Below are 23961 nucleotides of genomic sequence, written 5' to 3' on the forward strand. Positions count from 1 at the left end.
TCCGTCCAAAGCCACCATTTATCAACTTAATAAGCCGTTGTAGCTCAACTGGTAGAGCAACTGACTTGTAATCAGTAGGTTGGGGGTTCAAGTCCTCTCGACGGCACCATTTTTCTAAAGTGATTTACTTATGTGGCGGTCGTGGCGAAGGGGTTAACGCACCGGTTTGTGGATCCGGCATTCGCGGGTTCAAGTCCCGTCGTCCGCCCATTAATTCACAGTGAAGTCAGCCGTAAGGCTAGCAACTTCATTACTTGCCTGATTTACTGCATGCGCGTATGGCGGAATTGGCAGACGCACTAGACTTAGGATCTAGCGGGCGACCGTGGGGGTTCAAGTCCCTCTACGCGCATTACATGCCGGCGTGGCGGAATGGCAGACGCGCTCGACTCAAAATCGAGTTCTAACGAGTGGAGGTTCGAGTCCTCTCGCCGGTATCACAAGTTTCAAACAGGAAAAGCCTTACTTAGTAAGGCTTTTTTTGTTTCCCTAGAATCAGTTTTTTTGCGCTAACTGCTGAATCACCTGATCGACTTTCGCAATATGCTGAGACATTCTCTCAGCGGCAAGCTGCTCATCCTGAGCAGCAATCGCCTCAACGATGTCGTTATGCTCCTGTAGAAGTTGCTCAGCCGAAGCACGTTCCGCAAAGAACCAAAGACGGCGTGAAGCTCTCATGCTCTGTTGCAGCCGCTCCGTCAAGGATTCCATCATCCCGATAAAGAGGGCATTCTGGGACGCCTTGGCGATTGCCATATGAAAGCGAATATCAGCTTGTTCGCTTAATTCTTCATTTTCGAGTGAAGCCTCCATCTCAAGAAGGATCTCTTTGAGCACGGACAAATGATGATCCGTACGTCGATTAGCTGCTAAAGTTGCACACCCAGCCTCAATAAATCTACGTACTTCCTGCACTTCCTGAAGCGAATCGCTGTGATCAAAAAGGCTATTCGTCTCGGTCGGCAACTGAGTAACTACGTAAGTCCCTCCACCATGTCGAATATCTACCCAACCCATAGCTTTAAGCCCGCTAAGGGCCTCTCTTATCGTAGATCGCCCAACTTGAAAGCTTGCCGCAAGATCGACAACCGTCGGTAGCTTAGAACCAGGAGCATAAGTTCCTTCCTCGATTTGAGCTTTAATATGTTGAAGCACGATCTCTGAACCCTTTTGGGGTCGGATTTGCTGAAAAACCATCGGTATCCCCCTGAAAATCGTAGATAAAGTTCTATACATCTATTACATCATAAGCTAAAATAGAATAAAAGTCATCTGATCACATGATCAATTGCCAAAGTACAATGTATGATTAAATGATTTAAAGAAAGCCTAAGAGCTAACGAGGAGGATTCTAAATGCTCGACAACCAAGTAAGACAACTATTACAGGGAATTGTAGGCGAAGCCTTTTATAAAGATGATATGGAATCATTAGTAACCCATTCCTATGACGGGACGCCAATGCTCCAGTCCTTACCTGACGGCGTCATCTATCCACGAGATACTGCGCAGGTTTCTGCGATTATGAAGGTGTTGAACGAACACAGAATCCCGCTAATCAGCAGGGGCTCAGGCACGAATTTGTGCGGAGGTACGGTACCTGTGCAAGGTGGCATTGTCATGGTCATGCACCGCATGAATGCGATTCTAGATATCGATCTGCAGAATCTGACAGCCACGGTGCAGCCGGGGATCATTACGAAGCAATTCATCGAGCATATCGAGGGATTGGGCTTATTTTACCCACCAGATCCGAGTTCAATGGCGATTTCTACGATTGGCGGCAATATTGCGGAGTGCTCAGGTGGACTTCGTGGTTTAAAATATGGCACTACCAAAGACTATGTAATCGGACTAGAGTGTGTCCTAGCTTCAGGAGAGATCATGCGCACCGGCGGCAAGCTGATGAAGGACGTAGCAGGCTATGATTTGACGAAGCTGCTTGTCGGCTCCGAGGGTACGCTTGCAGTTATTACGGAAGCAACGCTGAAACTCATTCCGCCTCCGAAGGCGAAGAAAACGATGCTAGCGATGTACAAAGATTTATACGGCGCGGCGCGCACCGTTTCCAAAATCATCGAAAACCGCATCATTCCAGCGACACTAGAATTTATGGATAACCCAACGATTCGTGTTGTAGATGACTTTGCGAAGCTTGGTCTTCCGCTGGATATGGCTGCTATTCTGCTCATTGAACAGGACGGGGAGCCTGAGATGGTAGAGCGCGATATTGCCCTAATCTCGGAGATTTGCAGGGAGGAGCAGGCGGATGAAGTCACTATTGCGAGCACACAAGAGGAAGCGCTGAAGCTATTAACCGCAAGACGCAGCGCGTTTACCGCACTTGCTCGCCTTCGCCCGACGACGATACTAGAGGATGCAACGGTGCCTCGCTCCAAAATCGCGGAAATGGTACTGGAAATTAATCGAATTGCCACTAAGCATGATGTTCAAATTTGTACATTTGGACACGCTGGAGATGGTAATCTACACCCTACCGCAACTACAGATGCAAGAGATCATGATGAGGTTCATCGTGTGGAAGCGGCATTTGAAGAGATTTTTGAGGCAGCGATCCGTTTAGGTGGAACAATTACAGGTGAGCATGGTGTTGGGTTAGTGAAAGCGCCATTCTTGGAATGGAAAGTAGGAAGCAGCGGGATTGCGATGATGAAAGGGATTAAAGATGCGTTTGATCCCAACCATATTCTAAATCCGGGCAAAATGTTTGCCAAAGAATCCAGACGCAGGGTGGTGATTGATCGTGTCTAATGGCCAAGGAGCAACACTTCAAGAAACGTTAATGCAGAAGCTCGACTACGATCAATTAACGAATTGTATGCGTTGCGGGTTCTGCTTGCCAGCTTGTCCGACTTTTAAAGAAACGGGGATCGAGGCTGAATCTCCACGTGGACGTATTTCTCTAATGAAAGCGGCCGTGGATGGCCTCATGGAACCGGGAATACGCTTCGAAGATCAAATGAACCACTGCTTGGGTTGTCGTGCCTGTGAGCCTGCCTGCCCAGCGGATGTGAAATATGGTCAATTAATCGAGCAGGCTCGCGATGCTATTGAAGTGCATACGACCCAGCATAGATGGTGGGTAAAGGGTGTGCGCAAGCTCGTATTCAAAGAGCTATTCCCATCCCAAAAGAGGATGCAACTGCTCGGGACAGGGCTTCATTTTTACAAAATTTCAGGTATTCAGAAGCTAGTTAGAAGTTCCGGCGTTGTCGGTCTATTCTCGAAGCATATGGCTACCATGGAGAAAATACTTCCGGACGCTTCAGGCAAAGGGATTGTTGAGCGGCTTGGCACTTTTATTCCGGCCAAAGGCAAAAAGCTGGGTACAGTGGGGATGTTCCGTGGATGTTTGATGGATGTGTTATTTACTGAAACCAACGTTAATACGGTGAATCTTTTGACCGAGGCTGGTTTCGATGTTGTCATCCCTGAATCGCAGAACTGCTGCGGGGCTCTTCATGCACACAGCGGTGAAAGTGATCAGGCGAAGCAATTGGCCAAGAGTAATATCCGCGCTTTCCAAGACGCTGGGGTCGATTACATCGTTTCAAATGCAGGAGGTTGTGGAGCGATTCTTGTGGAGTACGATCATCTGCTTCATGAAGAGGAAGAGTGGAAGGAAGCTTCCATTTGGTTTGCCAAACGTGTGAAGGATATCAGCTCGATTCTGGTGGAGAAAGGCCGACCTCTTCGTTTTGCTGATCCGCTATCTAACCAAGGTGCTACGCGTGTTACGTACCAGGAGTCCTGCCATCTTCGCAATGTAATGAAGGGCAGCCAACCAACCAAGCAACTGCTGCAAAGGGTCAGTAATACCGCCTATATTGAGATGAAAGATTCAGGTTCATGCTGTGGTTCAGCGGGAATTTATAACATGACTCAACCTGATATGGCGAATCAAATCCTTGAACATAAGATGGAAAATGTGAATGCCACTACAGCATCCTACGTGGTGACAAGCAACCCCGGTTGCTTGCTGCAGATGAAGCTAGGTATTGATAAACATGGGCAAACCGGTCATATGGAAGCTGTTCATATTGCGGACTTCCTTTACGATCGATTAGTGAAGCAATCCTAAAGTGAACGGAAGGACTTCCGAGCCGCCGCGGGCGTAAGGCCAAGCACTCTTTTGAACATCGCATGAAAATGGGGTAAGCTCTCAAATCCGCACTGATCCGCGATTGTACCAACACTAGCATCACTTTCTTGAAGCAGCTGTTTGGCACGAATGATGCGCTTGGTGATGAGATAGGTGCTGATGTTCATGCCAATGAACTGTTTGAATACCCTGCTGAAATGTGCGGGCGTGACGGAAGCTTGTTTCGAGAGTGTTTGGAGTCCAATATCTTCACAGAAATGCTGATCAATATAGAGTAGAATTTCCCGCATCCAAATGGGGCCTACAAGGGAGTCCATTTTAGGCGACTTATTATCTGTGGCCAATTCACGTTGGATAGTTATCAGTAATTGAAGTAGATGAAGAAGGACGGATTGGCGTTGACCAATGGTTGGATGCTTAAATTCGTTCTCTATAGCTTCTAAAAGTAATTCAATGTGCTGATTCTGTGGTAACCGCATTTCGAACTTATAATTGCGAAGCGTCGCGGCTTGCTCGAAGCTTTGTAAATAGGAGAAATTCTCACCTAGAGATGGCAACTGTACGATATTTGGAGAGAAGTAAATCGCAGTGGACGTCACGGGAGACTCTTTATCGGGTGTCGATCGATGAATCGTATTCCCTGGAATAAGAAACAGATCGCCTTGTTTCATATCATAAAAGGTGTGATCGATAAAGAAAGTGCCGCTTCCGCGGTACACATACACAATTTCATACCAGTCATGGAAATGGTCAGGAAGCTCGCTTAGCGAGCTTTTTGTGTTTTTATAGGCAAAAGACAGGGGGAAGGCATCAAAATTATCGAAAATTTTACGTATAGGATCCACACGAGCACTCCTTCTGCTTCAGGATAGTGCAATGATATCAAAAAACCGTATAGTTATGCTAGATATCGATATTTCATATCGTAATAATGATGATACAATATAAGAAAGCGATATCATATTGGTGATGTTAGAGGAGGAAATGGCATGCGCATTGATGCACATCAGCATTATTGGAGGATTGACCGAGGGGATTATGGATGGCTTTCACCAGCGCTTCCTGTGTTGAATCGTGATTATTTACCGAATGATTTGGACCCACATCTCCAGCAGCACAACTTGGATAAAACGATCGTAGTTCAAGCTGCGCCAACCATAGAAGAGACAGACTATTTATTGGCATTAAGCGAAACTACAGATACGATTGCCGGCGTTGTGGGTTGGCTTGATTTGGACGATCCTGATTATCTTGTTCATTATAAAAAAAGCGCTCAGCATCCGAACTACGTTGGGTTCAGGGTTATGATTCAGGAGTTTCCCGATGCACGGGTAATCCTTCAGCCTCATTTTGTAGAGGCATTGCGTTACTTTGCAAAGGAAGATGTGCCAATCGATTTGCTTGTGGTTGCTCATCAATTAGAACCTGTCATTGAACTATTAGATCTTGTACCAGGTTTACGTGCAGTGATTGATCATATTGCGAAGCCATCAATTGCCAAAGGTGTAATCGAACCATGGAAAAGTCAGATGTCAGCAATTGCGAAGCATCCAAACCTCTATTGTAAGGTTTCAGGCATGGTGACTGAAGCCAGTCATACGGATTGGAAGCCAGATGATTTTACCGTCTATATTCAGCACATTTTGGAGGTTTTCGGGACTGAACGTGTGATGTTCGGAAGCGATTGGCCGGTTTGTTTGCTCGCGGCTGAGTACGAGGACGTTATTGGTGTCGTGACGCAATCGTTGCCAGATAGCTGGTCGGAAGAGGATAAGGCTCGATTATTCGGTCTGAATGCAAAGAAGTTCTACAAATTATGAAATATTGCAAATTAGGCAAAAACGGTCTCGATGTTTCAACTCTGAGCTAGGTTCTAGTAAGGAAGGAGGGAAGTCGTGAAAGCGATCGTCTGTGAACAAATCGAGCAATTGACGTATATCGAGGTAGAGGAACCAACGGTAAACGAGGGGGAAGCGCTAGTTCGTATCCGGCGAATTGGCATTTGCGGGACGGACTTACATGCTTTTAAAGGGAATCAACCTTTTTTCAGTTATCCGCGTATACTTGGGCATGAGCTGGCAGGATATGTAGAGAAGGTCGGTTTAGGAGTCACAGGGCTAGCGATCGGAGATCTGGTCAGTGTTGTTCCATATATGCATTGCCGACACTGTATTGCATGCCGTAATGGCAAAACCAATTGCTGCACAGATATGAAGGTGCTCGGCGTACATATCGATGGGGGCATGGTGGAGCGTATATCCCTACCTGTAAGTCATCTGATTCAAGCAGACGGATTGACACTTGATCAAGCTGCGATGCTGGAGCCGCTTAGCATTGGTGCTCATGCGGTGCGAAGATCAGAGTTGCGTGCGGGAGAAACCGCGTTAGTGATAGGAGCAGGTCCAATCGGGTTAGGAGTTATGACGCTAGCGAAGCAGCTAGGTGCTAACGTCATTGCGATGGATATCAACGAGGAGCGATTAGCGTTTTGCCGGAATTGGGCTGGCGTCGATCATACCGTGAATGCGCTCCAGCTTCCAAAGGAAAAGCTAGCTGAGCTAACGAATGGCGATTATCCGACCGTCGTCTTCGATGCAACGGGGAATGCTAGGTCGATGACTGACGCTTTTGGTCTTGCCGCCAATGGCGGTAAGCTTGTGTATGTCGGACTCGTGAAGGCCGATATTGCTTTTCATGATCCCGATTTCCATAAGAGGGAGCTTACCCTTATGAGCAGCCGCAACGCAACCTTGGAGGATTTCGATACGGTGCGCAGTGCATTAAAGACTGGCAGCATCGACATTGAACGATATATCACGCACCGCGCCTCATTCGACGAGATGGTAGAGCAGTTCGATACATGGCTGAAGCCGGAGTCGAAGGTAATTAAGGCGATAGTTTGTTTGTAAAAAGGGACACACTCAGTGGGAGCTGAGTGTGTTTTTCGGAATAGCAGTTACGCCATCAAGCTATCTCACTTGTTCCGGATTCTCCAACTCAGCCACAAAAGCTGCTGCTGCTGTGGATAATGGCATGTTTTTCAAAGTAATAATCCCTATCTTCGTAGATGGAATCGTTGCCTCCAGATTGACCTCAAATAAGCTGCCCTCCGCTAATTCCTTTGCAACAAACTCCTTCGTAACAAATGAAACGCCAAAGCCGATCTTCGCGAATTCGATCAATAAATCCACACTGCCAAGCTCAATCTCTGGCTCCAACAGCAAGCCATTATCGCTAAATAAACGAGTGACGAACTTACGTGATGAGCTATTGCTTGAAAATAATATAATCGGATAAGTCAGCAATTCAGCAAGTGTAACTTTGTGGGCCGATAGCTCTCGATACTTAGGACCGGTCACGAAGCAGTCCTGGATGGTGATTCCCTCACGGATCTGAAGTTGATCATCATGGATAGGCGTTCTTACAATGCCGATGTCAATTTTGCCTTCTTTTAAATTTTTTACGATCTCGGGGGTCGTACCATGCACCAAATTAATTTGGATATGCGGATACTGGACGTGGAACGATTCCAGAAAAGGCAGCAGATAGTGCTTGCATAAGGAATCACTACCGCCGATTTTGATTTCTCCGCTAGAGAAATTACGCAGCTCATTCAGCTTCTCCTCTGCAAGGGAAATGAAGTTGTAGGCTTGTTCAATATAGGAATACAGGATTGCGCCCTCTTTAGTGAGATCAACGCCTTTGGACGTTCGAGCAAACAAAGGGAGACCTAGGCACTCCTCCAACAATTTGATGGAGTGAGAGACACTTGGCTGGGTAATATACAGCTCTTTTGCCGCTTTGGATAGGCTGCCGGATTTCGCTGTTAAATAAAAGACTTTATACAATTCGAAATTAACCATATAGACACCTTCTATAGCGAGTATCGAAACTATCAATTATTTGAATGCACCATCTCCTCTTATAATAAAGAGATAAGATCAGAAATTCAACCAATGAACGGAGGCCTATTATTTTGAATGGTACAACAGTTGGCATTGAAGAATTAAGTATAAACGCCATTAGAACGCTTACAATTGATGCGGTTGAGAAAGCAGCTATGGGTCACCCAGGCATGCCGATGGGCGCCGCGCCGATGGCGTATGCGCTGTGGACACGTCATTTGAAGCACAACCCAGTAAGCCCGAAATGGGCGGATCGTGATCGCTTTGTTTTATCTGCCGGACACGGCTCTATGCTTCTTTACAGCCTATTGCACCTTAGCGGCTACGGTGTAACATTGGATGATATCAAGGAATTTCGTCAATGGGGAAGCCGGACTCCTGGGCATCCTGAGTATGGTCATACTGTTGGCGTAGAAGCAACGACAGGACCGCTTGGTCAAGGTGTTGCTATGGCAGTAGGTATGGCGATGGCAGAAGCGCATCAAGCTTCCGTTTACAATAAACCGAATTTCCCAGTCGTTGATCATTTCACATATGCCATTTGTGGTGATGGGGATTTGATGGAAGGTGTCTCCTCTGAAGCGGCTTCCTTAGCTGGGCATCTCAAATTAGGTAAACTTGTTGTCCTCTATGATTCCAACGATATTTCTCTCGATGGTGACTTGAACATGTCCTTCTCTGAGAATGTCAAAATGCGCTTCGAGTCCTACGGCTGGCAGTACGTGCGCGTGGAAGAGCAGAACAACGTCGACGCCATCTCTGCGGCGATTGCAGAGGGCAAGGCCGATCTCAATCGCCCGACGCTGATTGAGATCAAAACCACTATCGGCTTCGGCTCGCCGAACAAAGCCGGCAAGGGCGGCCACGGCGGCACACATGGCTCGCCGCTGGGCAAAGAGGAGCTGCTTCTGACGAAGCAAGCTCTGGGCTGGCCCCTTGAGCCGGACTTCTATGTCCCGGCTGAGGTCTACACACACTTCGCCCACCACAAAGAGGTGGGGGCTCAAACAGAAGCGGACTGGCAGCAGCTGTGGAACAGCTACCAGGCAGCCTATCCCGAGCTCGCGAAGCAATTCGAGCTCGCGAACAGCGGCGACCTTCCGGCGGACTGGAACGCCGATGTGCCGCGCTACACCCCAGAAAGCGGCGCCATCTCCACGCGCACCGCATCTGGCAAAGTGATTAACGGCTTGGCGAAGCGTGTACCTCATCTGGTTGGCGGCTCTGCCGACCTAGCGAGCTCCAACTTCACCATGATCGGTGATGCTGCAGCTTTCAGCGCTGCAGATTACAGCGGCCGCAACTTCTGGTTCGGCGTCCGGGAATTCGCTATGGGCGCAGCGCTGAACGGCATGCTGCTGCACGGCGGACTGCGCGCTTTCGGCGGCACGTTCCTCGTGTTCAGCGACTACCTTCGCGGTGCGATCCGTCTATCAGCGCTGATGAAGATCCCGGTTGCGTACGTCTTCACGCATGACAGCATCGCTGTCGGTGAAGATGGCCCGACACATCAGCCAATTGAACAGATCCCATCTCTGCGGATGATCCCGGATTTAACGTTGTTCCGCCCAGCGGACGCGAATGAAACAGCCGCGGCGTGGGAGTATGTTCTTCAAGCGAAGGAAGGTCCGTTCGTATTCGCACTTTCCCGCCAAAATCTACCGGTGCTTCCAGGTACGGATAAGCTTGCTTTTGATCATATTAATCAAGGGGCCTACGTGCTATCTGATGTTGCTTCTGGTGAGACTACGGACATTCAACTCATTGCTACAGGATCTGAAGTGAGCTTAGCACTTGACGTGAAGAAGCAGTTGGCGCAAGATGGTATTGGAGCTCGTGTTATTTCCATGCCAAGCCGTGAATTGTTCGAGCAGCAGCCAGAAGAGGTAAGGAATGCGATTATTTTGCCTCACGTGCGTAAAAATGTTGTGATGGAAATGGCTTATCCGGCTGGATGGGAAGAAATTACGGGACAAGACGGCTTCGTTGTCGGCATCCGCAAGTTCGGGGCATCAGCGAAAGCAGATCGCGTCATTCGTGAATATGGCTTTACCGCAGAAGCAATCGTTGGGCAAATCAGACAGAAGTATTTCCAATAAGCACCCACAGCGGGAGAAAAGGTAGGGATACAGGATGAAATTGTTTATCGACACAGCCAATGTAGAAGAAATTCGTAAAGCGCACGCGTTAGGTGTAGTTGCTGGTGTAACTACCAATCCTTCATTGATTGCTAAGGAAGGCAGAGACTTTTTTGAAACAGTGAAAGAAATCATCTCGATCGTTGGCGATGTTCCGATCAGTGCCGAGGTTGTTTCCTTGAAGGCGGAGGAAATGGTTGAGCAAGGTAAAAAGCTTGCAGCATTAAGCCCTAATGTCGTCATCAAGCTGCCAATGACATTGGACGGTTTACAAGCGACTAGCGTGTTCAGATCACTTGGTATTCCTACGAATGTAACTTTGATCTTTAGCTCGACGCAAGCATTGCTTGCTGCTCGCGCAGGTGCAACGTATGTATCTCCGTTTATCGGACGTTTGGACGATATCAACCAAATCGGGATGAACTTAATCAAAGAGATCAGCCAGATTTTCCAAGTACACGGTATCAAATCCGAAATTATTTCTGCCAGCGTTCGTCACTCTGCTCACGTTATTGAAGCAGCGCTTGCGGGATCACATATTGCGACAGTCCCTTATAAAGTGATAGAATCGATGAGCAAACACCCGCTGACAGATGCGGGCATAGAGAAGTTCCTTGCCGATTGGGAAGGCGCTAATCAAGAAAAGTTCTAAGACATGGAAGACTCGCCTACTAGGCGGGTCTTTTTAAAAAGGAGCCAATGACGATGATTATCAGTGACGTGAAGCATTTTGAGCAAGAACGGCATTTATGGCCAGCGGCCGTAGCGCGAGGAATCGACTACATTTTGAATCGCAATTTAAGCGATGCTGAAGTAGGGCGATATGACTTGGAAGGCGATAAAGGCAAACTGATATACGCGAATGTACAGGAATCCGTGACTCGGCCGAGAGAAGAACAACTGCCTGAGTCGCACCTCATTTACACGGATATTCAGTTTCTGGTGAGCGGCGAGGAACGATTATGTTTCTATAAGCTGAATGATGAGGCAGTTATTGTGGATAACAAATTCGAGACACACGATATCGCCTTCTACGAGTCCGTCCATACGCAGCCTGAAACGGATATTTTGCTTAAGCCTGGCATGTTTGCTGTATGCTTCCCTTCGGATATTCATCGGCCTAATTGTCTCATTACAGAATCAACGACGAATAAGAAGATTGTGATCAAAATACATAAAGATCTGCTGCAACTGTAGCAAAAAAGTCTGCTCAGCCAATTTCTTTGGCTAGGCAGACTTTTTTTGTTTAAGCTTTTGTAATGCATTTGCTCTTGCCATACATTTGAATTCCATGCAATTGCCCTTACTTACGCTTTACTTGCCATCATCTTGGCTTGCTTCCATTTCCCGAAGCGGTAATAGAGCAGGTTCAAGGTTGCCGCGACACTGAAGCTGACAGGAAAGCTCCACCAAATCACATCGAAGCCGTACTTGTGTGAAAGCACAGTGGCAAGTGGGATGCGCACGAGTAGCAACGCGATAAAGGCAACGATGAGAGGGAACACCACTGATCCCGCAGATCGAACTACACCAGCAACGACATTGAAGATGCCGAAAATAATGAACGACCATAGCGTAATATTGTTAATATGAACGCCAATATCAATCGCTTTTCCTTCTGGGGGGAGGAAGAACGAGACGACTTCACGATTGAACAGGTGGAGTACCGCTACAATCAATCCTGTCATCAAGATATTAACACCGACGCCTGTCCAGGTGATCCGATTGACGCGATCCCATTTTCCAGCGCCAATGTTTTGCGCCGCCATCGAGGTCACAGCTCCTCCAATAGCCATGGCTGGCATTTGAACGTAGCTGGATATTTGCATTGCCACACCGAAAGCCGCGGTGGATTCGGAGCCATAGGCATTTACCAGATGGACCAGCATCAGGTTACTGAGGGAAACAACGACCATATTTAAGCCCATCGGAAGCCCCTTTTGAATCAGAGTCCGAATAATGGTCCAATTGATTCGAAGCAAGGGGATATCTTCTTTGGTTATACGAAGGAAGTACTTCTTCTTATACAAGTAAGCAATGAGAAGCACGAAGCTCACCAATTGTGCAATAAATGTCGCTACGGCAGAGCCGGCAATCCCCATTTTCGGGAATGGCCCCATCCCTTGAATGAGCAAAGGATTGAGCGCTACATCGAGAACAGCGGATAATAGCAAAAAGTAGAACGGGGTCTTCGCATCCCCCGAGCCTCGTAGAATGGCCATAATCAAGTTATAACCAAACATAAACGGAACACCTGCGAATATAATTCGCGTGTAAGTAACGGCAAACTCTTTGACATCAGCTGGGGTATTCATCCAATCCAAGATTGCGGAAGAGAAAGTCCATCCCAATAAGGCGACGACAATCGATAGCACGAGGAAAAAGACGGTACTTGTTCCGACCACTTTCTTGGCCTCTTGCACCTTTTTAGCTCCGAGATTTTGGCCGATCAGAATGACAGCAGCCATGGCAATCCCAAAGATGGAGCTAATTAAGAAAAACATAATAATGTTCGCATTCGAAGTCGCAGCAAGGGCAACCTCGCCAAGATACTTACCGATCCAAATCGTATTGATCGACCCATTCAAGGATTGTAGGACGTTTCCTAATAGAATAGGCAGTGAAAATAAGATTAATGTTTTTGTAATCGGACCCTCCGTTAGCGAGGGGCGGATTTTAGGAGATGAAGATGGCTCTGGCATGATTTCCTCCATAAATTCACTTGTCATTACTATATCAGTTTTATACCTTTTTCTGAAATTTTGCCGACTGGAACAACAGATGTCAATTGGACACAATCTAGTTTTTTTAGTACGATAGGCAATAGAACGTTTTGCATGCATTCATAGACTCATTTGAGCGTTATATAGAGGTAGGGGGAAAGCAGATGCTTCGTCTTGGCGAGAAAATTATCTTCATTGCTGATCGTTTAGAACAGAATCTGCCTATTGGCGGATATGGTTATTTAATTGCGTATGACCGAAATAACGATAACATTTTCGACTATGTTGTGCGTGTCCCTAAGGAGAACAAACATTACTATGTGACTGCGACAGATATCGAGCTCGAAGAAGTGCTTCTGCAGCAAGAGGCAGAGCAAGTTGAGAGAGACGCTTTAATAGATTACGCCCTCGCAACGAATAACGAAGCCTTGTTCCGGAAAATCATGAATGGCGAGTCCGCCGTTGAATCAGAGAAAGAAAGGGACAAAGAAGTACAGTCCCGTGAAGAATTTATCAAACAAATCGGGCTGAAAGCCTGGATATAAATAAAAGGCGGAATAGGTCTCAACCTGCTTCGCCTTTTTCATTATCATTAAATATTTACCAATACTTGTAATTACACAAGTGAACCTAAAGAAAACGATAACAGCAAAAGGAAGAAATTGACTATACTAATTTTGTGAAGCGCTTACAAAATTTATGGAGAAGAGGAGGTTATTATACAAGTTGTAATCTGTTACCTGCCAGAATTGGAAATGCAGCAGCAAAAGTCAGAAGAATGGCAACCTTAATTTAATTTTAGGAGGATATTGAGATGAAATTGAATTTTAAAAAATGGAAGCCGATTCATTCCGTTGCTTTACTTTCCTTGGTTGTAAGCTCAACGTTCATTTTTACAGGAATGACTTCCGTGCAGGCTGCCCCTATTACAATTACGAATGCAAGCTTCGAAAGCGATGCAACAGGCTGGACAAAGATTGGATCCGCTGCGATTTCGACCAGTGATTCACATACAGGAGGAAAATCAGCCAAATCTACTGCTCTAGGCGGTGGATATAGTCAAACCATTTCCGGTCTGACTGCGAATACCACATACACACTGAAGGCGTGGATACTTGGCAACGGTATAATTGGCGCAAATACGTATGGTGGCAGTGAAGTATCTGCAGGTGGCAATGCCGCCACTTGGACACAATTTACCGTGACCTTTACTACAGGTGCATCTAATACGTCTGCAGTCATTTTTACAAGAGGAACAACGTCTAGCGATGTCCGTTTTGATGACTTCACTTTGGATAGCGGAGCGGGTTCCACATCAACACCTACCCCAACAGCAAGCGCATCACCATCGCCTTCTCCAACGGCTAGTCCTTCGCCATCACCTACGCCAACACCACCGATCAATCCAACTCTCCCATCAGACATCCTATATTTGAAAAATTGGAAAATCACGCTTCCGATCCCTAAACAGTCAGGCTCTACAAGTCCGCTTGAAGTGCTGCAGCCTGCTTTGAATACGTACTCGATTGATCCTTGGTTTAAGGTTGTTCATGATGCGGATGGAGATGCCGTTCAATTCCGTGCCAACCATGGGGCCGTTACAACGTCAGGATCAAACAATCCTAGAAGCGAACTTCGTGAAATGAAGGACAATTACACCACTGGCAATGCAGCGGATCAAGCGTCATGGGGTACGAATGATGGTAAGACACATACGATGTTTATTAAGCAAAAGGTCACCCATTTGACTTCGATTAAGCCACATACGGTCGTTGGCCAAATCCATGATGGCGATGATGATGTTACCGTATTCCGCGTAGAAGGCAATAACCCAGGCGGCGTTTCGACCACTGCGAAAATTTATATCACCGATGGGAATAACTCACATGGCTATCTGCTGGATAGCAACTATACGTTAGGGACGTTGTTTACAGTTAAAATCATTGTAGCGAATGGCGTCATTAGCTACGAATATAATGGGCAAACGGTACCGTATACACAAACGAAAAGCACAACAGGCTGTTTTTTCAAAATCGGAAATTACACACAATCTAATGATTCTACAGCACCTGGAGAAAGCCCGAACGCTTATGCTGAGAATTTGGTATATGCTTACTCCGTAACACACCAATAAGTTGTCTATGATTACAGAGGACTTAGCGTCATCGCTAAGTCCTTTTTGCTTTGGATCCTTATTCTGGATTGAGTTCGCAAAATTTCTGGGATATAATGAAAAGAATGACTAAACGCTGATATAAGGGGTGTAGAATACGTGAGCATAACGAAGAAAGATGTCGATCATGTCGCTAAGCTGGCTAGACTCGATCTCAATGATACCGAAAAAGATCTATTTACAGATCAGCTTAATGCCATTTTAAAATATGCCGAGCAGCTCAATCAATTGAACACAGAGGGTGTAATACCAACAAGTCATGCGATGCCGTTAGTAAACGTGATGCGTGAGGATGTTGCGAAGCCGTCTTTGCCAATTGAAAAAGTAATGCTGAACGCACCAGATCATGAGGATGGGCAGTTCAAGGTTCCTGCAGTTTTAGAATAAGTTAGAGATGAAAGGGAGTGCCTGTCGTTGTCTTTGTTTGAATTAAACCTACAACAAATCCACGCGAAGCTGCAAAGCAAAGAAATCAAGGTTTCGGATCTTGTGGATCAATCTTATACAAGAATTGGGCAAGTGGAGAGCAAAGTTCGCGCTTTCCTTACATTAGATGAAGAAAATGCAAGACAGACTGCCGCTAAGCTGGACGAGCAGCTTCTTAACAACGCATCTCGCGGTGATCTATTCGGTCTACCTATAGGGATCAAAGACAACATGGTAACCGAAGGTTTGAAAACGACCTGCGCGAGCAAATTCTTATCCAATCATATTCCGATTTATGATGCGACGGTCGTGAGCAAGCTCAAGGAAGCACAAGCGATTACCATCGGCAAGCTCAACATGGATGAGTTCGCGATGGGCGGCTCCAACGAGAACTCCGCGTTCCACCCAACCCATAATCCGTGGAACACGGATTATGTGCCAGGCGGCTCCAGCGGTGGCTCGGCAGCAGCCGTTGCTGCAGGCGAAGTGTACTTCGCGCTGGGCTCCGACACCGGCGGCTCGATTCGCCAGCCGGCAGCCTACTGCGGCATCGTCGGTCTGAAGCCGACGTACGGACTCGTGTCCCGATACGGTTTGGTTGCATTCGCGTCCTCCCTTGACCAGATCGGGCCGTTGACCAAGAACGTAGAAGACGCTGCGTATGCGATGCAAGCTATCGCAGGCTACGACCCGAAAGACTCCACGTCTGCGAATGTGGAGATCCCGAATTACCTCAGCGCATTGACAGGTGACGTCAAAGGATTGCGCATCGGGGTACCCAAAGAATACATGGGCAAGGGAATTGACCCAGCAGTTAAAGAGAAAGTGCTTGAAGCGCTTAAAGTATTAGAAGGCCTTGGCGCTGTATGGGAAGAAGTTACGCTTCCACACTCCGAGTATGCCGTAGCGACTTATTACTTGCTGGCTTCTTCTGAGGCTTCCTCCAACTTGGCTCGTTTTGACGGCATCCGTTATGGTGTTCGTTCGGATAATGCGCGCAATCTGTTGGATCTCTACAATTTGTCCCGCAGTGAAGGATTCGGTCCTGAGGTAAAACGCCGGATCATGTTAGGTACTTACGCGCTAAGCTCAGGCTATTATGATGCGTACTACCTGAAAGCTCAACAAGTTCGTACACTGATCAAGCAGGATTTTGATCAAGTGTTTAATAACTATGACATCATCATCGGGCCAACGGCACCAACGACAGCATTCAAAATTGGTGAGCAAAGCAGCGATCCACTCACGATGTACTTGAATGATATTATGACGATTCCGGTCAGTTTGGCAGGTATTCCTGCAATTAGCGTACCATGCGGATTCGTGAATGAACTTCCGGTTGGCTTGCAAATTATCGGCAAAGCATTGGATGAAGCTACCGTTTTGCGTGTAGCCCACGCTTTCGAACAGCACACAGACCACCACAAGCAGCGCCCGCAATTGTAAGTTATTAGTTCAAGAGTAACGAAGGAGGCATTCACTTTGTCGGCAACAGATACCCAATTTGAAACTGTAGTCGGTCTTGAAGTTCACGTAGAGCTTCATACCGCTTCCAAAATATTTTGTAGTTGTGCAACCTCATTCGGAGCACCTCCGAATACCAATACATGTCCGGTATGCTTAGGCCACCCAGGCGTTCTGCCAGTCCTTAACCGCCAAGCGGTTGAGTATGCGATGAAAGCGGCAATGGCCCTCAATTGCACAATCGCAACGGACAGTAAATTTGATCGCAAAAATTACTTTTACCCTGACTCACCCGATGCTTATCAAACATCGCAATATGATAAACCGATCGGCGAGCACGGTTGGGTTGATATCGAAGTAGGCGGAGTTACCAAACGGATTGGGGTCACGCGTGTCCATCTGGAAGAGGATGCAGGCAAGCTGACGCATATTGATGGCGGCTACGCTTCCCTCGTTGACCTAAACCGTGCAGGGACACCGTTGATCGAAATCGTATCCGAACCTGATCTGCGCTCACCGGAGGAAGCTCGTGCTTACCTCGAGAAAATCAGAGCTATTATGATCTACTGTGATGTGTCCGATGTGAAGATGGAAGAAGGCTCCCTTCGCTGTGACGCTAACATTTCTATTCGACCGTTCGGGCAAGAGAAATTCGGCACACGTGCCGAGCTTAAGAACATGAACTCCTTCCGAGGTGTACAACGTGGACTTGAGTACGAAGAATATCGCCAAGCCGAAATTCTTAGAAGCGGTGATGAAGTGATTCAAGAAACACGCCGTTGGGATGAAGCACAAGGCAAGACTCTAGCTATGCGCGGCAAAGAAGATGCGCATGATTATCGCTATTTCCCAGATCCGGATCTAGTTAGCCTTTACATCGATGAAGCTTGGAAAGCACGTGTTCAAGCTTCGATTCCTGAGTTGCCAGACGCACGTAAAACAAGATACAGCAGCGAATATGGCTTGCCTAGCTATGATGCGGCTGTCATCACAGCTTCCATGAAGCTGGCTGATTTCTTTGAAGAGAGCTTGCAATATACACAAGACGCTAAGGCAGTATCCAATTGGATCATGGGTGATTTGCTCGGCTACTTAAACGCCAACTCCCTCGAGTTTACTGATGTGAAAGTCACAGGTAAGGGCTTAGGCGAGATGATTGGCTTGATCGAGAAGGGCACGATTTCTAATAAGATTGCTAAAACCGTCTTTAAAGAAATGATTGAATCCGGCAAAGACCCGCAGAAGATCGTAGAAGAGCAAGGTCTTGTCCAAATCAGTGATGAAGGTGCGATTAAGGCCGTTGTTGAGCAAGTTGTTGAGAACAGTCCGCAATCCGTTGCAGATTTCAAAGCTGGTAAGGAGAAAGCCGTTGGCTTCCTTGTCGGACAAGTCATGAAAGAAACCAAAGGTAAAGCAAATCCAGGTCTCGTCAATAAATTAATTGTGGAGTGCCTGAACAGCAAATGATATGGTAGAAGTGGTGAGCCTCGTTCGTAGGACACCACTTTTTTTCAATTTCATCCTTAGGAGTGATTCTTTTGTCTATCCAACAACTACTACTACATACAAATGAAGAAGTCCTAACCCTTCTCGCACTCCAAATCTCTTCCTACCGAGTAGAGGCTGAACTGATCGGTTTTGATGATATCCCACCTTTGAAGGATGGTATCCAGTCTATTCGCGAAGCGAAAGAAACCTTCTATGGATATTACATAGATACGCTAGAAGGTTCCACGCTTGCAGGTGCCATTTCATTCGAACGTGAAGGTTGTATCGTGACAATTTGTCGGATGATGGTCCATCCCAATTTTTTTCGTAGAGGGATTGCTAGCTCTCTTTTGCAGCATATACTAATAGAACAAGAGCGTGCGGGAGCTGCTCGATTTATCGTTTCTACAGGGACTGCGAATTTGCCAGCGGTTCGTTTATATGAGGGGCATGGCTTCATCGTGCGACGCGTATTTACGGTTCCTCCTGGTGTTAGTCTGACAACTTTCGAACGCCCTGCTGCAGCCCTTTAGCGTGCTTACCCTTTACTTTGATAGCAGCCTCCATAACGAGGATTCAATTTGAAATAAAAAGGGAGCGGTTACAAGATGGAGAACCCATGGGTCATTGATCAGTTACACATTACGATTAGATTAGTATTAGCACTTTTTCTTGGAGGACTAATTGGATTTGAACGAGAGGTTAGTTCTCATGCAGCAGGTCTTCGTACGCATATTCTGGTATGTGTCGGTTCAGCGCTTGTGATGCTGCTCTCAATGTACGGCTTTGGTGCCTTTGTGAATGAGGTCAATGTACGTATTGATCCATCTAGATTAGCTGCTCAGGTTATTAGCGGAATTGGTTTTCTAGGTGCAGGGACGATTATGTTCAATGGGAGATCGATTACAGGACTTACGACAGCGGCTTCACTCTGGGTTGTTGCGGGAATTGGTCTTGCGATTGGAGCGGGTTTTTATTATGCGGCTGTTTTAGTTTGTTTCATGGTGCTGATATCCTTATGGATTCTAAATAAAGTAGAGCATAAATATTTCAATGGGAAAAAAGTACGCATATTAAAAATACAAGCCATCGATCAACCAGGTACATTGGGCTTAATTACAACGATTCTAGGTAAACGCAAAATAGATATTAAACAAATAAAACTAGAAGAGTCGGAAGATGGAAGTAGACCGAATCATGTTCAGATTACGTTTCATGTTACCATTCCAAAGCCCTCTATTATTGGCGCAGTGCTCGAAGAAACCAATCAAATTCAAGGGGTCACTGGTGTGGCTATCGAAAATAGTAAAAATTAAAGGGATTGTTGCCAGTTTGACGGATGAACAATCATTGACAAAAGTCGAAGAACACACGTACAATATAATGTAAGGTTTTAATGACTAACATCAGGTGGTGAGTACCATGGCAGCACATTTAGAACAGGCTTTAGCAAAGTTGAAAACAACAGGTGTTCGGATGACGCCCCAGCGGTATGCGATTCTTTCCTTTTTGCTGGATTCCATGACTCATCCGACAGCGGATGATATTTACAAATCTCTTGAATCGAAATTTCCTAACATGAGCGTTGCGACTGTTTACAATAATCTGAAAGTATTTATCGAATCGGGACTTGTACGGGAATTGACTTATGGAGACAGCTCGAGTCGGTTTGATGCGGATATGACAGACCATTATCATGCGGTTTGTGAGGTTTGCGGGAAAATTTCTGATTTTGAATATCCCCCGTTGTCAGACATCGAGACAACAGCTGCGTTGCATACAGGATTCCAAGTTGGCGGTTATCGACTGGAAGTCTATGGCGTTTGCCCGGATTGTACGGTCACTACCAAGCATTAACTATACGCAGAATTCCTCATTTTGTGCTTTCCTGTTGTATAATGAAACGTGTTCAGCTCTTCTGTTGTGAAGAGCGGACACGTTTTTTATTTTTCTCTTTTCACATTTATTCAAAGGAAGTGAAGCGTTGAAATCATCGTCCAAAATAATACTGATTAGTGCCCTATGCTTAGGAATGCTTGCGGCCGGCGCGGGTACATTCCTTATACAGCAGATGGCACCTAATCGTACACATGTAGATCCCGACTTTCATGAGCTGACTAAGCCTATTTTCTATGAGGGGAATTATTTTAAATCAAGTGCAATTGGGGAGAAGGAAGGTCTGAAGCTTCCGCTTGAACTCGTTCAGAAATGGATCGATCCGAACATTATATATGAAAAAAGCAGCGATTCCGTCATCATAACCACGAAAGATAAAGTGATGCGAATGAAGACAACTGAGCTTTCTGCGCTGATGAATGAGAAGCCTATTTCTTTATCCTTTCCTGTTGAAAAGAAGGAAGATGCTATCTATCTACCTATAGAACCTCTGAGACAGCTGTATCCATTTGAAATACGCGAATCAGCACAATCAGGAGCTGTCATGTTATTCAAACAAGGCGATGTGATCAAATGGGGGAAGCATACAGGTAAGAAAGAGACACAACTGCGAACGGATACGACAATAAAGGCGCCAATCATTTCAACAATTGCTGTGAATGAGCAGGTTATGATCCTGGGTAGCGAAGAAGATTGGTACAAAGTGCAGCAGGAGAGTGGCCCGATTGGTTTTGTTCGTAAGAAGGATCTAATTGAGGATCATGAGGAGACAATTCCATTACAAGCGCAGTCGACGTCGACTTACGTACCCTGGAAGCCCATAACAGGGAAGCTCAATATGACATGGGAACATGTCATTTCCAAGAATCCGGACACAACCAAGATTGGCGAGATGCCAGGACTGCAAGTGGTTAGTCCGACCTGGTTCTCTGTCGCGGATAATGAAGGGCGCATTAGTAACCTTGCCGACCCTTCCTATGTCAAATGGGCGCATGACCATAATTATCAAGTGTGGGCCTTGTACAGTAATGGCTTCGATGCAGATCGTACCAACAAGGTATTATCAAGTTATGATTTACGTATGAAAATGATTAAGCAGCTGCTTGGCTTTGCCCAAACCTATAACCTGCAGGGGATTAATATCGATTTTGAAAATGTATATCTGAAGGACAAAGAAAACCTCGTGCAATTCGTGCGCGAAATGACGCCATTTATGCATGCGCAGGGCTTATCGGTGTCCATCGATGTCACCCCCAAATCGACCAATGAAATGTGGTCCATGTTCTATGACCGTCCAGCTTTAGCGGAAGTAGTCGATTATATGATGTTAATGGCCTATGACGAGTACTGGGCCACGAGTCCGAAGTCTGGATCGGTAGCTTCCTTGCCATGGGTGGAGAGGTCCATCACAGCGCTTCTGACGACGGATAAAGTTCCGCCATCTAAGCTTGTCCTTGGCGTGCCATTCTATACGCGGCAGTGGACGGAAGAGACTAAGAACGGTAAACTAACCGCAACGTCCAAAACTTTAACCATGGAAGCTGCGCAGACCATTATTAAGGATAAGAAGCTCACGCCTACATTTTTAGCCGATACAGGTCAAAATTACGTGGAATACAAAGATGGAAACAAGTTGATTCGAATCTGGCTTGAGGATGAAGTATCCATTAAAGCGAGGTTAGCTTTAGTCGCAAAATATGATCTAGCTGGTGTAGCCTCTTGGCGAAGAGGATTTGAGAAACCTGCGATTTGGCAAGTCACGAATGATGCAATACAATCTGTTAAACCATGATGAGCAACGCACTTATAATATTGTCTTGATATGAAAAAGAAGCCGAACCCGCCAAATGGGTTCGGCTTTCTGTATTAATGAGGCTTATGCTCATGCTCTCTACTTGGCTCAAATGGATCGCTTTGTGTGGCAGCCGTTTCGTTCTCACCTACTGGTTCATACTGTGGATCAATCGTAAGAATTGTTTTGCAGAACATGCAGCGGTCTGTTTTACCTAACATTTTCGTTCTTCTACCGCATTCTGGACAATCGATGACTGTCGCTGATGTGGAAAGCATTCCTGCCCAGAAGTAGATCCCCATACTTACCAACACACTAATCATTCCTAGAATCATGAAGATGACCGCAATGACTCGCCCGGCTTGTCCCCAATCAAAAACGATACCAGCAAGACCTATAATCATAAGCAGCATTCCACCCATGGTCATGACAAGTCCCCATAAGCGGAATTCATTTACTTTACTTGATCTAAATCGCACTTTCTGTTCCTCCCCAATCCTATACCTCATGTTTTGTATGATTTGTCACAGAAATCAGCAGGAAACCTGTTCTCCCTTGTAGAAATAAGTAAGAAACAATTGGAGACAGGAGCTTTGGACACCCATGGGAATAAATAAAGAGCAGTTATTGCTTAAGTTCCGGAATGACCCTAGAGTCGTTAGCGTCATGGCGGTTGACAATCCTAAGCAACTTCCCTCACTGACAGATGGTTTTGATACGCTACTTTTAATAGTAACGAACGACCTGAGCCTGAACAATCATACGACTAATTATATAAGAGACGATTCACGGATACAAGAAAGATGGACAGATCCTGCTTCTATGGAACAATGGATCAGGCAGGGGGTTAATCGCAACATTCTTCACTGGTTGTTAAAAGGGGAGATTCTTCTGGATCAGAACACTTATTTAGAAGGCCTGCGCCATCGACTACTTGAGTTTCCCGGAGACTTGCGAGAGCATAAGCTGCTGATTGAATTTTCACATTTTCTCCGTAAATATTTGCAGAGCAAGGAATATATACTCGATGATCATATATTAGATGCGTATAACAATATTCTCGAAGCGCTTCATCATTGGGCTCGAATTGTTATTGTGGAAGATGGTTATCATCCTGAAATCACCGTATGGAGACAGATTCGTGCGATCAATCCCGGTGTTTATAAGCTATACGAGGAACTTACGATGAGTAAAGAGACCTTGAAACAGAGGGTGCAGCTCGTATTGCTCGCTTGTGAATTTTCGGTTATGTCCAAAATGGAGCATTGCTGTGAGGCTTTTATACAAATCCTCAGGGATAGCGAGCATCCGCTTAGCTCGGATGAGCTCCAAAAGCATTCGCAGTTAGTTGAAGTGAAATCGGAGTTGCCGCTTTTACTCAATAAACTGGTCAAAAAAGGTTTGATCAAAGAGGTGGCGGTTATCATTGATGAGCACACCTCAGAAATAGAGCTGAGGTATACAAGTGTTTAACGCTGTAAAACCTTGAAGAATCAGGTGTTTTCCTGGTTCTTTTTTTATTCTCATTTTAATGCTTGACTTTGATTGTGATTCTATGATAAATTAACTCTCGCCGCTAAAAACGGTAACGCATTTAAAGCCAACGAGTAATATCATGCAAGCGAAGTTGAAAAAAAGTGAAATAAAAAAAGCTTGCATTGAATGGTTCGAATGTGATATATTATAAAAGTCGCCGCTAAACGGATGGCGAAGAAAAAAGATGGAAATTGATCTTTGAAAACTGAACAACGAGTGAGTAAGCACGAACGAGAAATCGTTCAAAAAAAGAGATTGCAAAATCTCGCTAGCAACGCAAATGAGCAATTAAGCTTTC

General features: G+C 45.9%; 22 protein-coding genes and 4 tRNA genes. 21 read left to right on the forward strand and 5 right to left on the reverse strand.

From position 1 onward, the window contains the following. Window positions 1-33: 33 nt before the first annotated feature. The 4 genes from AC58QO_RS33285 to AC58QO_RS33300 all read left to right on the forward strand — a co-directional run bounded on the left by AC58QO_RS33285 (window position 34) and on the right by AC58QO_RS33300 (window position 437). Window positions 34-109, forward strand: a tRNA-Thr gene (locus AC58QO_RS33285). A 26-nt stretch (window positions 110-135) separates the two neighbouring features. Continuing rightward, window positions 136-208, forward strand: a tRNA-His gene (locus AC58QO_RS33290). Between the two features lie 64 nt (window positions 209-272). Beyond that, a tRNA-Leu gene (locus AC58QO_RS33295) sits at window positions 273-352 on the forward strand. A 6-nt stretch (window positions 353-358) separates the two neighbouring features. Next, window positions 359-437: transfer RNA gene (locus AC58QO_RS33300), tRNA-Leu, on the forward strand. 58 nt (window positions 438-495) lie between these two features. Here the strand turns inward: AC58QO_RS33300 and AC58QO_RS33305 are convergent. After that, window positions 496-1197 (reverse strand): FadR/GntR family transcriptional regulator, encoded by a 702-nt coding sequence (locus AC58QO_RS33305; RefSeq protein ID WP_497273143.1) that lies wholly within the window; start codon window positions 1195-1197, stop codon window positions 496-498. 158 nt (window positions 1198-1355) lie between these two features. Between AC58QO_RS33305 and AC58QO_RS33310 the strand changes: the two genes are divergently transcribed. Next, complete coding sequence (locus AC58QO_RS33310; protein WP_497273145.1) at window positions 1356-2771, forward strand: FAD-linked oxidase C-terminal domain-containing protein; 1416 nt, start codon at window positions 1356-1358, stop codon at window positions 2769-2771. A 31-nt stretch (window positions 2772-2802) separates the two neighbouring features. Beyond that, window positions 2803-4101, forward strand: a complete 1299-nt coding sequence (locus AC58QO_RS33315) for a (Fe-S)-binding protein (RefSeq protein WP_497273183.1) — start codon at window positions 2803-2805, stop codon at window positions 4099-4101. On the opposite strand, the gene AC58QO_RS33320 is transcribed toward AC58QO_RS33315, so the two are convergent. Further along, window positions 4098-4967: a helix-turn-helix domain-containing protein gene (locus AC58QO_RS33320; protein ID WP_497273147.1), complete on the reverse strand. Its 870-nt coding sequence runs from the start codon at window positions 4965-4967 to the stop codon at window positions 4098-4100. The two genes, AC58QO_RS33315 and AC58QO_RS33320, sit on opposite strands and share 4 nt — an antisense overlap. A 144-nt stretch (window positions 4968-5111) precedes the next feature. Between AC58QO_RS33320 and AC58QO_RS33325 the strand changes: the two genes are divergently transcribed. Both AC58QO_RS33325 and AC58QO_RS33330 read left to right on the forward strand, forming a co-directional pair. After that, complete coding sequence (locus tag AC58QO_RS33325) at window positions 5112-5942, forward strand: amidohydrolase family protein (protein ID WP_497273149.1); 831 nt, start codon at window positions 5112-5114, stop codon at window positions 5940-5942. A 75-nt stretch (window positions 5943-6017) separates the two neighbouring features. After that, window positions 6018-7031: a zinc-binding alcohol dehydrogenase family protein gene (locus tag AC58QO_RS33330; protein WP_497273151.1), complete on the forward strand. Its 1014-nt coding sequence runs from the start codon at window positions 6018-6020 to the stop codon at window positions 7029-7031. 60 nt (window positions 7032-7091) lie between these two features. On the opposite strand, the gene AC58QO_RS33335 is transcribed toward AC58QO_RS33330, so the two are convergent. Continuing rightward, window positions 7092-7985, reverse strand: a complete 894-nt coding sequence (locus AC58QO_RS33335; protein WP_497273153.1) for a LysR family transcriptional regulator — start codon at window positions 7983-7985, stop codon at window positions 7092-7094. 113 nt (window positions 7986-8098) lie between these two features. On the opposite strand from AC58QO_RS33335, the gene tkt reads away from it, so the two are divergent. The 3 genes from tkt to AC58QO_RS33350 are packed head-to-tail and all read left to right on the forward strand — an operon-like array spanning window position 8099 to window position 11362. Next, entirely contained in the window at window positions 8099-10126 is a 2028-nt protein-coding gene (gene tkt / locus AC58QO_RS33340) for a transketolase (RefSeq protein WP_497273154.1), read from the forward strand. A gap of 34 nt (window positions 10127-10160) precedes the next feature. Next, window positions 10161-10817: a fructose-6-phosphate aldolase gene (gene fsa / locus AC58QO_RS33345; protein WP_497273156.1), complete on the forward strand. Its 657-nt coding sequence runs from the start codon at window positions 10161-10163 to the stop codon at window positions 10815-10817. 53 nt (window positions 10818-10870) lie between these two features. After that, the gene (locus AC58QO_RS33350) at window positions 10871-11362 is read left to right on the forward strand and encodes a NanQ anomerase/TabA/YiaL family protein (RefSeq protein ID WP_497273158.1); all 492 of its coding nucleotides are present in this window, start codon (window positions 10871-10873) and stop codon (window positions 11360-11362) included. A 110-nt stretch (window positions 11363-11472) separates the two neighbouring features. Here AC58QO_RS33350 and AC58QO_RS33355 read toward each other — a convergent pair whose 3' ends face one another. Then, window positions 11473-12867, reverse strand: coding sequence for an MATE family efflux transporter (locus tag AC58QO_RS33355; RefSeq protein ID WP_497273160.1), 1395 nt, complete (start codon window positions 12865-12867; stop codon window positions 11473-11475). A gap of 185 nt (window positions 12868-13052) precedes the next feature. Here AC58QO_RS33355 and AC58QO_RS33360 point away from each other — a divergent pair, with 185 nt between their 5' ends. The 9 genes from AC58QO_RS33360 to AC58QO_RS33400 all read left to right on the forward strand — a co-directional run bounded on the left by AC58QO_RS33360 (window position 13053) and on the right by AC58QO_RS33400 (window position 22127). Further along, window positions 13053-13433 carry an ATPase gene (locus AC58QO_RS33360; protein ID WP_497273162.1) on the forward strand — a complete coding sequence of 127 codons (381 nt, stop codon included), beginning with the start codon at window positions 13053-13055 and terminating at the stop codon, window positions 13431-13433. 269 nt (window positions 13434-13702) lie between these two features. Further along, complete coding sequence (locus AC58QO_RS33365; RefSeq protein WP_497273163.1) at window positions 13703-15022, forward strand: polysaccharide lyase family 7 protein; 1320 nt, start codon at window positions 13703-13705, stop codon at window positions 15020-15022. Between the two features lie 138 nt (window positions 15023-15160). Next, window positions 15161-15448 (forward strand): Asp-tRNA(Asn)/Glu-tRNA(Gln) amidotransferase subunit GatC, encoded by a 288-nt coding sequence (gatC, locus tag AC58QO_RS33370; RefSeq protein ID WP_497273165.1) that lies wholly within the window; start codon window positions 15161-15163, stop codon window positions 15446-15448. Between the two features lie 27 nt (window positions 15449-15475). Further along, window positions 15476-16933 (forward strand): Asp-tRNA(Asn)/Glu-tRNA(Gln) amidotransferase subunit GatA, encoded by a 1458-nt coding sequence (gatA, locus tag AC58QO_RS33375; protein ID WP_497273167.1) that lies wholly within the window; start codon window positions 15476-15478, stop codon window positions 16931-16933. 36 nt (window positions 16934-16969) lie between these two features. Continuing rightward, window positions 16970-18418, forward strand: coding sequence for an Asp-tRNA(Asn)/Glu-tRNA(Gln) amidotransferase subunit GatB (gene gatB / locus AC58QO_RS33380; RefSeq protein ID WP_497273169.1), 1449 nt, complete (start codon window positions 16970-16972; stop codon window positions 18416-18418). A 71-nt stretch (window positions 18419-18489) separates the two neighbouring features. Next, a complete protein-coding gene (locus AC58QO_RS33385) occupies window positions 18490-18972 on the forward strand; it encodes a GNAT family N-acetyltransferase (RefSeq protein WP_497273171.1) in 483 nt (160 codons plus the stop codon). Window positions 18973-19047: 75 nt separating this feature from the next. Next, the gene (locus AC58QO_RS33390; protein ID WP_497273173.1) at window positions 19048-19755 is read left to right on the forward strand and encodes an MgtC/SapB family protein; all 708 of its coding nucleotides are present in this window, start codon (window positions 19048-19050) and stop codon (window positions 19753-19755) included. A 106-nt stretch (window positions 19756-19861) separates the two neighbouring features. Beyond that, on the forward strand, window positions 19862-20296 hold the full coding sequence (gene perR, locus AC58QO_RS33395) for a peroxide-responsive transcriptional repressor PerR (protein ID WP_497273175.1): 435 nt from the start codon (window positions 19862-19864) through the stop codon (window positions 20294-20296). 127 nt (window positions 20297-20423) lie between these two features. After that, window positions 20424-22127, forward strand: coding sequence for a glycosyl hydrolase family 18 protein (locus tag AC58QO_RS33400; RefSeq protein WP_497273177.1), 1704 nt, complete (start codon window positions 20424-20426; stop codon window positions 22125-22127). Window positions 22128-22201: 74 nt separating this feature from the next. Here the strand turns inward: AC58QO_RS33400 and AC58QO_RS33405 are convergent, their stop codons facing one another. Further along, window positions 22202-22606, reverse strand: a complete 405-nt coding sequence (locus AC58QO_RS33405) for a YgzB family protein (protein ID WP_497273179.1) — start codon at window positions 22604-22606, stop codon at window positions 22202-22204. Window positions 22607-22730: 124 nt separating this feature from the next. On the opposite strand from AC58QO_RS33405, the gene AC58QO_RS33410 reads away from it, so the two are divergent. Beyond that, on the forward strand, window positions 22731-23600 hold the full coding sequence (locus tag AC58QO_RS33410; protein WP_497273181.1) for a nucleotidyltransferase-like protein: 870 nt from the start codon (window positions 22731-22733) through the stop codon (window positions 23598-23600). Window positions 23601-23961: the final 361 nt, after the last annotated feature.

The sequence above is a fragment of the Paenibacillus sp. J31R30 genome, from assembly GCF_059692115.1.